The following is an 11,311-nucleotide window of genomic DNA, read 5'->3' as shown; positions in this document are numbered from 1 at the left end:
CCTACGGATCGCAAGCGTCGGTGGTGCACGGATTGCCGTCGTCGACCGAAGGAGGCGTCCCCGCTTGGCAGGCCCCTGCCGCGTCGTCTCAGCGCCGTTGCAGACATTCGAATCGCCGCACGACGTCCCGGCCGCAACCGGCGTGTGCGTGACGCCGCCGCTTGGATCGCAAGCGTCGGCGGTGCAGGGGTTTCCGTCATCCGTGGCGACAGTCGTGCCGCCGGTGCACGCTCCGCTGGAGCAACTCTCGCCGGTCGTGCAAGCGTTCGAATCGTCGCAGCTCGAGCCGTTGGCCTTGTTGGGGTTCGAGCAAACTCCTGTGCCGGGGGCACAGGTGCCGGGGATATGACACTGGTCGAGGGCAGTGCAGACCACCGGGTTGCCACCCGCGCAGGCGCCCGTCTGGCAAGTGTCCGTCTGCGTGCAGCCGTTCCCGTCATCGCAGCTCGCGCCATCGGCCTTGGCAGGGTTCGAGCAAACGCCGGTCGCAGGCGCGCAGGTTCCTGGGTCGTGGCACTGATCGCTCGCGGTGCAGACCTTCGGATTGCCACCCGTGCAGGAGCCCCCCTGGCAGGTGTCAGTCTGAGTGCAAGCGTCGCCGTCATTGCAACTCGCGTCGTCGGCCTTCGCCGGGTTGGTGCAGACGCCGGTGCTCGGGTTGCAGCTGCCCGCGGTGTGGCACTGGTCGCTGGCGGTGCAGACGACGGGGTTCGCGCCGGTGCAGGTGCCGGACTGGCAGATGTCGGTCTGCGTGCAGCCGTCGCCATCGTTACAGCTCGCTCCATTCGCCTTCGGAGGATTGGAGCAAGCGCCGGTCGCCGGGTTGCACGTGCCGGCGTCGTGGCACTGATCGGACGCGGTGCAGACTACCGCCGTGCCTGGCTGGCACGTGCCAGCCCCATCGCAGGTCTCCGCACCGTCACAAGCGGTCGCGTTCGCGCAGCTCGATCCGGCCGGAAGCGGGTCATGGTGCACCTGTCCGGTGCCGGGATCGCAGGAGTCGGCGGTGCATGGGTTGCCATCGTTGGGATCGCCGGCATACGGCGTCGTCACGTCCTTCGTCAGCGAGACGCCTTCGCCCACAGAGACATCGCGTGCGACGAAGACTCCGGTCGCGACGGTTCCGGCCTTGAGCCAGAGTGTTCCGTTGGGCACTAGCAACCTGGCTTGAACTACGTTGTCGAATCCGATCGCCGCCGCCTTGGGAGTGCCGCCGAGGTTTCCGCTCGAGCCGTTGAGGCCCTCGACGAAAATCTGAATATCGGGTGCACCGATCCCTGATCCCGCCGCGGGACCGATGAACGCGCCCTGCCCGGGTTCGAGGCGGTTCTTTATCCGGATCTCACAAGCTGCCGCGCACGTTACGCGGCTCTTGTCGCCAAGGTTGAGCCCATTGAGGTTGTAGATGCCACCGCTCAGCGTGAGCACTGTCGGGTCGGCAGTCGTGCCGGCCTTCAGCAAGACGTCACCGTAGCTCCCGGCGGCGAGTGTCAGATCCTCCCGCTGCTCCAGAGTTACCGCGGTCGTCCTTGCGCTGAACGTCGGGAAAGGCGGAACCGTGATGGTGAGGGGCAGCGTGAGCGGGGTGACCGTGGAGCCGCTGATGCTGCCGTTGTTGACCAAGGTGTTGGTGCGCACGTCGCCGTTCACCAAGCCGCCCTGCTTGATGCGCACGCGGTTGGCGCTGACCGTGCCGTTGACTGTCACGTTCTGGCCCACGACGGCCTCGGCATCGTCAGCAAGCACTGGGCCGGGGCTGACGTCGATCACCGCGACCGCACCGTTCACGGTGGAGGTGATGGTGCTGTGCTCCTTCATCCAGACGCTGTTGAGCGCCACGACCGTCTCCGCCGGCCAGCCCGTGCCGCTGACCCAGGTCGGATCCACGACGATGGGGAACGAGAGCCCGGTCGTGTCGAGCTTCGCGATGAGCACGGCGTCCTCGCCGGTCGTGTCGAGCTGCACCTCGAGCGCACGCCGAGTGCCCGAAGCATCGACGGCGTACGCCGGCAGCGTCCGGAGCAGTGCTCGCCCGGCGTCGTCGAGCACTTCGATGGTGCCCTTCTCCAGCCGCAGCTTTCCGGTTGTCCTCAGCCGATAGCGCGCGGCAGTGGGCGCCTTCGACGAACGCACCACACGCAGCTCTTCGTAGCGCGCTCCGTGCGCGGCGATGATGATGTCCGTGTCGGTGAAGGCGTCGCGGTAGATCACCTTGCCGTCGTCGAGCTCGGCCTGGCGGTCTGATGCGCCTTCGGCCCGCGTTTCGAGGACGAGTGAACCCGCGCTGAGCTTCGTTGTGCCGTCTGCGCGCTGCGGCACGACGGTGGCCAACATGGCGTGCCCCTTCGATACATTCGAGAATCCACCCGTTGTCGCGGTGAGCACGCTGCCCTTCGCGAGCGCGACTGCTTGCGCGGGAAGTGTTGCCGCCGTCGCCGGCGGAGTGCCCGCACTCGGTAACGGTTGCTGCTCGCGTTCGCCGCCGCACGCGGATAGCGCAAGCGCGCCGACGACCAGTGCCCAGCAAAGCCCACGAATACGCCGCGCCCCAGCCATGTCCGCCGCTCCTTGCGGGGCTGCCCACCACCCCACGCGCCAAACAGTATCGCACGGCTGACCCTCGCTCCGAGATGACGAATGCCAGTTGCGATCACGACAGGTGAGAGTCGCGCTCACGCTCGCGCACAGTTTCGGATGCGTGTCACCGCGCGACCTGGCGGATCTGCCAGTTGCGCGCTCGGTCGCAGATGTGCTTCAGGACGAAAACGACAAGGTGATCGCGACCGAATGTGACGCAGCGTCAGCGTGCGTCGCAGCGCCCGCGAAGATCGTCGAGGTTCTTGCGTGGCGTGATTCGGTGCAGTGCGGATATCGAGAGTGATACTCGGGAGGACGAGAGTTGGTCGTTTTCGGGCAGGCCTTGGTCAGATCCGACCACCCCCGCCGGATTGGGCTTTTGCCAAGGCGACACCGCAAGCGCCGTTTCGCGGCGTTCGTAGGGATCGTCTCCGGCGGAGACAGCCCAGAAGCCGCGTTGCTCTTGCTCAACGTCCGCGGGCGAATCGCCCACGTGACCGGCGGAGGGCGGACTCGAGGCGCGGCAACCTCTCCCGGAGAGCGCTCGTTGCCTTCAACCCGGCGGCCAGCTCGTGCTCTTCGAGCGCGCGGATGCCCTCGGAGTCGCAGACGGCCTCGGGCAGCTCGGAGAGCATGACCCGCACGGAGTCGAGGTAGCTCTCGACTTTCAACTTGCGCGGCCGGCCGCCATGACTTCGACGCTTGCTCTCCGCGTGGGCAACGAGCCTGGAGACGCTCCAATGTCCCTTCTCAGCGCGAGTTAGCAACCGAAGCTGGTCCCGCGGTGCGATTCCAAGCACGCTCCTCATGTGCGAGAGAGTCAGGTGTTGGCACTTCGTCATCGGGGGCCATCTGAGAGAAAGCTCGTAGATCGCGCACGAACGCCACAGGCTCGAGGCGCTAACCGGCAGCGCGCTGTTCCGAGCGAGTTTCCTGAAGGAAACGTCCTTGCGCCCATTGACACGCATCGCCTTGCCGCTGCCGCCAAACACCCCTTCGAAGATCGCCTTGCCAACCTCGAGCGTTGATCGAAGGGATGCGGAACGGGTAATTCGCGGGTTGGCTGCCAAGGCGCGCTCGATGCCGCTCGTCCTGCTCCGCCGAGCATTCTTGCGTCCCGCACTGCTCGTCGGTTTCGCCATGCCCCGAGTTCAACAACGAACCCGGCAGGCCGCAAGAGCCGCCGCTCGGTGGCGCGCCAGGTCGACCACGATGACCCACCACCCTCCGGCATGCACGAGCGGCGTAGAAGTGGACAGTGCTCCCGGCGAGGGACGCGGCAGGTCGGCGGGATCGCGAGGCCCGCGTCACGCGCCCGATCTCTACCGAGGGGCGTGGACGACGCCGAACACCGCCCGACGCAAAGCCGTCATTGACGGCAGGCGCGAGCAGCGCCGAGGATCGCGCTACCGACTGTCCATGGAACCGCTGATAGCCCAGCGCCGCGCGCGCGCCCTTCGCGGCCACTGGAGCCGGTTCCCGGTCAGTCCTTCCAAGTTCGATGTCCGACTACTGTTTCCTAGGAGCTGGTTCGAGCGGGGGACCGTGCAGCGTCGACTGCGCTTGGCCCAGAGGGAGACGGAACGCTGGCGCGAAGCGACCGTTGATGCCGCGCAGCTCGCCCCGGCCGAGCGACTCGCCTGGTATCGCGCATCCCTGACGCTGGTCGCGATGCTGGTCGATAGGTTCCGCGCGGAAGACTACCCGTTTGGCCCCTGGGACATCGTGGAAGATGCGTTCGAGGGCTACTCCGCGGTGCCGTGGGTCGAGACCGGCATCGACGCCGAGGTGTACATCCGAGACGCGATCGAGCTGGTCGTCTGGCGCGTCGACGCGAACACTTACTCGTTCTACGAGGGCATCCCGGCACACCTTGGAGAGCTCGTCGAGTCCCTGCTCACCGACATGCTGGTCGACGTCCGCCGTCATGGGCCTGCCGATCAAGAGCTCCTGCTGCTGGATCAATGGGCGACGTTCGCCGCTGCGCATGATCGGAACGAGGACTTGGTGCCGCTCGCGTATGCGATCGGCTCCAGAAACGTCTACGCCACCCAGTTCCTGGCGGAGGTCGCCGACCACGTCGGCAGCGACCTGGGCCTACAAGTCTTCGCGGCGTCGAATCGCCCCGGTCCCGAGCAGGATCGCGTCCTCTCCGCCTGCGTGAGCATGTACGACCGAGAACCACCGCGCCTGCGCCTGCCGGTGCGACGCATCTGACTCGTATTTCGCCCTTTCGGGCGAAACACGAGGCTACAGACTTCAGGCTGCAGACTTCAGTGGGTCCGCTCGACCGGTGGGGTTCAGTGCATGCTGCAGATGACGATCTGGGGGGCGTCGAGGTTGTTGCAAGTTCTCGGAAAGGTTGAATGGAACCAGAACGTCGATGCCGTGGAGGGCACGACGGGCGGTACGGAGGATGTCGGCGAAGGAGAAGCCGCGCTTGTGCGCGTACCACGGTCGGACAGGAAGCCTGGCCAGCGGGCTCTGGAGGGCGCCTTCGGCGAACCAGAGAACGAGGACGGAGTAGAGGAGTCCGACCAGGGGAGCGACGCGAAGGACCGCCGCTTCCTTGCGCGCCTGTGAGTCGGCGAAGCGAGAAGAGTTGCTTGGCCTCGCGGAAGAAGACCTCGATGCCCCACGACGCGAGTGCCAGGAGGTGTGAGGCGCCACCGATAGGCGAAGTCCCCGCGCTCGACGGGTGCGATCAGGTTGCGCCGGCGCAAGGCGCGGAAGGTCCGGGTCCTGAGCCCGCCCTCCCATTGCGGACCGAGGCGAAGGTCACCCAGCACGCAGCGCTGGGCCCAAGAGAGGTGGTGGAGTTCGAACATACGCCCCGCGTAGCGGTCTGGCCGAGGGCGTTCAACGGCACGAATCACCCAGAACGAGCACGGCTCTCGCGACTCGTGCAGGCGAAACCGAGCTCACGGAGGGCGTCGATCGCGCTCTGCCAGTCTCCACACCGAGCCGCCTCGGCGAAGCGGAAGCGAGGGTCCTTGCCTTCGGTGAGAATCAGGTCCGCAAGCTCGACCCCCAGCTGCTTCGCGAGCGCAACCAGCGCGGGCAGCGAGGGTAGCCTTTTTCCTGCCTCGATTTGGGACAGGTATGGCTTCGCGAGGTTGCAGTTCCACGCCAACTTCTCCTGGGTGATGCCGGTCTCGACTCGGAGCGAGCGAATCCGAGCGCCAATTCGGCGCGCCAGGGATGCGGTGCCCGGTCGGCGAGGCATGCGCGCCGACGCTACTGAGGATGGTGGCTTGAGACGTTAGCATGGAGCTAACCTTGGCGGAGCCATCGCTCATGCCCCCCGACTCCCTCTCCACCACCACCGCCATCGACCCGGTCGCGATGCGGGCAAACGCCCGGGTGGGTACCGTCTTGCGCGGGAAGTGGCGGCTCGACGTGCTCCTCGGAGTGGGCGGGATGGCGGCCGTGTACGCCGCGAGCCACCGGAATGGCACGAGAGCGGCGCTGAAGATCCTTCACCCGGAGCTCAGCACGCATTCGCACATTCGATCGCGGTTCTTCAAAGAGGGTCGCGCGGCCAACACCGTCGGTCACTCCGGTGCGGTCAAAGTGATCGACGAGGACGAGGCGGAGGACGGTGCGATCTTCTTGGTGATGGAACTGCTCGATGGCGAGCACCTCGACGCGCGCGCGGCACGCTCCGGCGGCAAACTTTCTGCCGACGAGGTACTCTCGGCCGCCGATCAAATCCTCGACGTGCTCATCGCCGCGCACGACAAGGGCGTGGTTCATCGCGACTTGAAACCGGAGAACGTCTTCCTCACTCGCGACGGACAGATCAAAGTTCTCGACTTCGGCATCGCGCGGCTCCGTGAGCTCTCGACGGCGAGCAATGCGACACGCGACGGCACGAGCATGGGCACGCCCTCGTACATGCCGCCGGAGCAAGCGCGTGGGCTCTGGGCCGAGGTCGATGCGCGAAGTGATTTGTGGGCGGTCGGCGCTTTGATGTTCGCGTTGCTCACGGGGCGTGCCGTGCACGAGGGACGCACGACAAACGAGTTGTTGCTTTCGGCGATGACGAAGGCCGCGCCTCCGCTCGCGTCGCTCGAGCCGAAGCTGCACGCTGCTGTGGCGGCGGTCGTCGATCGCGCGGTCGCGTTCGAGAAGCCGAGACGCTGGCCCGACGCGCGGGCGATGCAAAACGCGGTGCGCCACGCCTATTCGGAGATGCACCGTGCCCCCCTTTCTACGGCGCCAAAACTCACGGTCCCGCCGTCGGTCGCGGACAGGACACTGCCGAGTTCGGATGTGGTGCAGCTCTCGCCGGTGGTGTCGTCCGACGTGACCGCGCTCCCGGTGGCCAGAGGAAGAACGGGCGTGTCGATCGTGCGGACTGTACTCGATCGCCCGGTGCTTGCGGCGGTCGGGGGTGTTGGAGTCGCGCTCGTGTTGGTCTTGACCCTCGGGATCACACTGGTCGTCGTCAAGGGCGCGCGGACGCCCGGTGCAGGCGCACCGCCGGTGGCAGCAGATCCCGGTGTCAGCGCGGTTGCGCCCGCGCCGACGCCTGCACCTTCAGGAACCCCCGCACCGCTGCCGAAGGCGACGTCACCTGTCCCCGTAGTTGCGCTGGACGACTTGCCAACCGCCCAACCCGGAAAGCCTGCTTCGCCGAAGCCTGATGCGGGTAGCGCGGCGAGGGTGTTCGTGCCGGGCACCAACGACTGGAAGGAGCAGCGACGTTGAGGGCGATGACTCGAGTCACGGCGCTGGCGTTGGCGCTCATGTTGATCGCCACCACGGCGTGGCCACAAGGCCGCGACGTCGCGAAGGCCGATGCGCTCTTTCGAGAGGGGCGGGCGCTGCTCAAGAAGGGCGACTACGAGGCCGCGTGCCCAAAGCTCGAGGAGAGCTACCGCATCGATCCCGCGGCGGGGACTGGCGTCAGTTTGGGCGACTGCTTCGAAAAGAGCGGGAAGGTTGCGAGCGCGCTGCTCGCGTATCAGGCCGCTCGAGCGCTGCTCCAGCCCGGTGACCCGCGCATCGGGCCAGTGGAGAAGGAGATCGGCGCGCTCGAGAAGAGGACGCCGCGATTGACGATCAAGCTGGCGCCCGGTGCTCCCGAAGGCACGACGGTGAAACGTGACGGGCGCGAGGTCGAGCCCGATAGCCTCGGCGTCGCGCTGCCGGTGAACCCCGGGGAGCACTGGGTCGTCGTCGTTGCAGCGGGGCGGAGGGACGCGCGGCGGAAGATCGTGGTCAGAGAGGGGGAGAGCCGCGAGCACAGGGCAAGCGTTGGCTCTCGCTTGGAGACCTCGGGCGCAAGTGCCGCTGACACACCAGGTGCCGCTGACACACCAGGTGCCGGCGCGGAGCAAGGGACCGTCGCGCCCGCGCGCACATCGAAAGGGCAGTCCGGGCGCGGTGCGTCGCCGTGGATTGCCGGTGGAGTTGTCGCTGCGGTTGGGCTGGGCGTTGGGGTTACCTTCTTCGTCCTGGCCAGCAACGAGAGTGACAAGGAAGACGAGGCCCTCGCGCAACTCCCCGCGGACAAGGACTTCTGCAACAAATACCCAGCGAACGGCAGGTGTGGTGATGCCGCCGACGCACGGGACAAGCGGAACGCGAACACGACCATCGCGTGGGGGTCGCTGGCCGTCGGCGTCGTTGGAGGCGTCGTGACGTTCCTTCTCTGGCCGAGTGCCGACGAGCCCTATGCCTCGCGGACTTCGGCGTTGACGGTGCAATTCGGACCGGGCAGCGCAGCGTTGTTCGGACGTTTCTAGGGGAATTGATCAATGGCTTCGCAGACCGCAACCGGCACAGTGTGCATGCTCTTGTCCGTCGCCCTTGCACTCGGGCCCGCCTGTTCCTCAGAAGACGACTGTGAGAGCACGAAGACGTGCGCGTCCTCGGGCGGTGCCGCCGGGGTGGGCGGTGCCGCCGGGGTGGGCGGTGCCGCCGGGGTGGGCGGTGCCGCCGGGGTGGGCAGCCATCTGGTGGCACTGGCGCTGTCGGCGGCGCCCAAGGCGGCGGTGGCACCGGCGGTGCGCCAACTGGCGGTGGAGGATTGCCAGCTGGCGGCGGTGCGCCCGCCGGCGGAGGAACTTCGAGCGGGGGTGCCGGCGGGGGCTTCACCTGCACCACTGGTCTCAAGGGCACCGGCGATCCCTGCACCAAGGCATCCGACTGCGCATCTGGTGACTTCGCGACGTATGGTGCCACCGGCTGGTGCGTGCCGGTCGGCAAGTTTTGCCAAGGCGACGCCGACTGCGCGGGGCGGTGCACCGGCGATACGAATGAGCTCGGCCGCAAGAATGTTTGCAAAGCAGACTCGGCCGACGCTGGCGCCAAATCCCGCTGCTATCCGTCGTGCCAGTCGACGCCGGACTGCGCACCGTACTCCCTTGCCACGTGCGATCAGGGTTTTTGCGCCGACTGGCAGTGAGCGAGCGAGCGCACGCACGGCGTTCACAGTGAGCGAACGCCGACTGGAGAAACCATCATGAACGGACGCATAGTGGGTATGACTGTAAAGGCGGTGTCCTTCGCGCTCGCACTTGGGTCCGGCTGTTCGAGCGACGACGACTGCGAGAAGACGAAGACGTGCAACTCCGTAGCGGGTGCTGGCGCGACAGGGGGAAGCGGCGGAACCGGCGCGACCGGCGGCAGCGGCGGCACTGCCGGCAGCGGCGGCGCTAGCGGCGGAACCTCGGCCGTCGGCGGCATGGCCGGCGCGAGCGCAGGCGGCGGGACTGGTGGGACGGGCGGGACGCCGAGCGGTGGAGGTGCGCCGAGCGGGGGCGGAGCGCCGAGCGGGGGCGGAGCGCCGAGCGGGGGCGGAGCGCCGAGCGGGGGCGGCGGGACGGGCGCGACGGGTGGTGACGGTACGGGTGGCGGAACTGGCGGGGTAACGAGTGGAGGAACCGGTGGGGTGGGAGGAAGTGGCGGCGGAGGTGGAGCCGGCGCGATGTGCAGCCAAACAGACTGCGCGCAGTATTGCCTTTCGGAAGCTGTTTGCGCAGCTCACAGCTTCCCGTATCCCGCAGCTCGTTACTGCACGGGTACGACCTGTCAGGCGTGCGGTAACCAGCTCCTTTCGTCCAACCCGGCGCTGACTCAGTTTTGCGCGCTGCCTTTCTGCGGTGCCGGTGCTTGTTGTGTCTGCGGCAAATAGGGAACGGCGGGCTACACCTCTTGACGCCTGACTTCCAACGAGCGTCCCGCAAACGGCCGTCTGCGGGACGACGCCGAACTGGATCAAGAGCAGCGGAAATCAAGCGGCCGGAGCGGCGGGCCCTGGAGGGGGTTCGGAACAGCGCGGGGGCGGCGCCCTCACCCTCGCCCGCGCGACGCCTTCCACTCGACCTCCTCGACTCGCCGCTGGAACAATTTGACCGCGTACGGCCCGAGGTGTCGCCGGATGATGTCCGCGGTTGTCTACGGTTTGATCGCTCTGACCAGTGTCTCGAAAGCCACGTCGTCGCGGCCCCACATCGCGATGACGGTGAGGTACTCGGGGAGAAGGACGAGCATTCTCACGGCCGGCTCCTCCCGCACCGTCTCAAGCGTCACGGCCTCATCGAGCGCCTCGGCGTAGAGCGCCTCGATTTCACGGGCGTAGTCCCCGGTAGCACGAGCCGCTGAAAGCGCACGCCGTTCGGCGCGCCGTCTGGAACCGCCCCGTCGGCGATCACCTCGATCCGAGCGGCGAGCTGGTCACCGCCGAACATTTGTCGCGCGAACACGCCTGCCAGCGCGCACGCCGCTCACCTCTGTGACCTCGGCCGGGTGCGCGAGCCGCTGAAAACAAACGACGTTCAACCTGTTCGGCGCTGTAGCGCCTCACTCCGCAGCGAAACGCGTGCGCGCGACGTCGAAGCGGGGATGGCGCGGGAAGGCCAGGCGGCGGACGCCGCGCGCGACGCAGCGTTCGATGTTCGGTGAGCGCGGCGACGTTCGCACGGTGACACCCAGGGCGCGGCCGTTCTGCACCGCCACGCAGACGTCGACGCTGGTTCGAGTCGGGACGCCGCACGGGCTCAAATAACCTCCGCCATTGAGCACGCGCGCGTAGTCCGACGCGCGCAGATCGGCGGGGCCGCGATCTTTTCCGATCTCGATCGAGTCCGACGACGACGCGACGGCCGCTTCGCAGGACGTGCCGTCACTCGAACCCGGGCCGCTCGGCGGAGGCTCGACGGCGCTCGGGCGCGGCGGCAGAGCGGGAGGCTCTCGGCTGGGTGCGACTGCGGCGCGCTCGCGGGTTGGCGGATCGACGACCGCCGGCGCGGGCTCGGGCGTCAGGCTTCCCCGTGCGGCGAGCGGCCCAACCTCGCGGGGCGAGGGGAGTGCCGGCTCGATCGCCAAGGCGCTAGGTTGGTCGAGCACCGGGGACTCGGGCGGCGCGGACGCTTCCTCCGCCATGGCCACGGCGGGTGCAGCGGGGGGAGCCGGCGCAGCGGGTGTCGGCTCTGGCATCGGGTTTGGAAACGCAGGCGGCGGCGCGCCCGGACGCTGCCGCTCGGCCCGCGGCGACGAGATCGAGTGAGCCGACACGTCGTCGAGCCACACGGCGACCGGGAACGTGCCCGCGTTGACGCCCCACGCCACACCCACCGATGCGAGCCACGCCGAGAAGCCCACACCGAGAGCTCGCGAGCGTCGCGGCCGCGGCATCGGCGGTTCCTCGGGATCCGGCAGACGGACCCGGCGCTTGAACTCGAGGGGCGCAGCCACGGAGCGCGACTCGTAGCCGCTTCACACG

Annotated in this window: 10 protein-coding genes; 6 read left to right on the top strand and 4 right to left on the bottom strand. The window is 67.8% G+C overall.

Annotated features, from left to right (window positions below):
- A partial coding sequence (locus IPI67_22355; protein MBK7582925.1) for a hypothetical protein occupies positions 1–2,334 on the bottom strand: 2,334 nt, incomplete at its 3' end.
- Positions 2,335–2,698: 364 nt separating this feature from the next.
- On the opposite strand from IPI67_22355, the gene IPI67_22350 reads away from it, so the two are divergent.
- Positions 2,699–2,881: a hypothetical protein gene (locus IPI67_22350; protein MBK7582924.1), complete on the top strand. Its 183-nt coding sequence runs from the start codon at positions 2,699–2,701 to the stop codon at positions 2,879–2,881.
- A 163-nt stretch (positions 2,882–3,044) separates the two neighbouring features.
- Here IPI67_22350 and IPI67_22345 read toward each other — a convergent pair whose 3' ends face one another.
- Positions 3,045–3,221: a hypothetical protein gene (locus IPI67_22345; protein MBK7582923.1), complete on the bottom strand. Its 177-nt coding sequence runs from the start codon at positions 3,219–3,221 to the stop codon at positions 3,045–3,047.
- 901 nt (positions 3,222–4,122) lie between these two features.
- Between IPI67_22345 and IPI67_22340 the strand changes: the two genes are divergently transcribed.
- Complete coding sequence (locus IPI67_22340; GenBank protein ID MBK7582922.1) at positions 4,123–4,794, top strand: hypothetical protein; 672 nt, start codon at positions 4,123–4,125, stop codon at positions 4,792–4,794.
- A gap of 90 nt (positions 4,795–4,884) precedes the next feature.
- A complete protein-coding gene (locus IPI67_22335) occupies positions 4,885–5,160 on the top strand; it encodes a hypothetical protein (protein MBK7582921.1) in 276 nt (91 codons plus the stop codon).
- 289 nt (positions 5,161–5,449) lie between these two features.
- On the opposite strand, the gene IPI67_22330 is transcribed toward IPI67_22335, so the two are convergent.
- Positions 5,450–5,803 (bottom strand): helix-turn-helix transcriptional regulator, encoded by a 354-nt coding sequence (locus tag IPI67_22330; GenBank protein MBK7582920.1) that lies wholly within the window; start codon positions 5,801–5,803, stop codon positions 5,450–5,452.
- Between the two features lie 119 nt (positions 5,804–5,922).
- On the opposite strand from IPI67_22330, the gene IPI67_22325 reads away from it, so the two are divergent.
- The 3 genes from IPI67_22325 to IPI67_22315 all read left to right on the top strand — a co-directional run bounded on the left by IPI67_22325 (position 5,923) and on the right by IPI67_22315 (position 9,721).
- On the top strand, positions 5,923–7,290 hold the full coding sequence (locus IPI67_22325) for a serine/threonine protein kinase (protein ID MBK7582919.1): 1,368 nt from the start codon (positions 5,923–5,925) through the stop codon (positions 7,288–7,290).
- 5 nt (positions 7,291–7,295) lie between these two features.
- Positions 7,296–8,330, top strand: coding sequence for a tetratricopeptide repeat protein (locus IPI67_22320; GenBank protein ID MBK7582918.1), 1,035 nt, complete (start codon positions 7,296–7,298; stop codon positions 8,328–8,330).
- A gap of 719 nt (positions 8,331–9,049) precedes the next feature.
- Positions 9,050–9,721 (top strand): hypothetical protein, encoded by a 672-nt coding sequence (locus IPI67_22315; GenBank protein ID MBK7582917.1) that lies wholly within the window; start codon positions 9,050–9,052, stop codon positions 9,719–9,721.
- 668 nt (positions 9,722–10,389) lie between these two features.
- Here the strand turns inward: IPI67_22315 and IPI67_22310 are convergent.
- On the bottom strand, positions 10,390–11,283 hold the full coding sequence (locus IPI67_22310; GenBank protein ID MBK7582916.1) for a hypothetical protein: 894 nt from the start codon (positions 11,281–11,283) through the stop codon (positions 10,390–10,392).
- Positions 11,284–11,311: the final 28 nt, after the last annotated feature.

It is taken from the genome of Myxococcales bacterium, assembly GCA_016706225.1.
Taxonomy (GTDB): Bacteria; Myxococcota_A; Polyangia; order Polyangiales; family Polyangiaceae; genus JADJKB01.
Note: the sequence above shows the minus strand (reverse complement) of the source record. Positions and strands in the feature narration are given on the sequence as shown.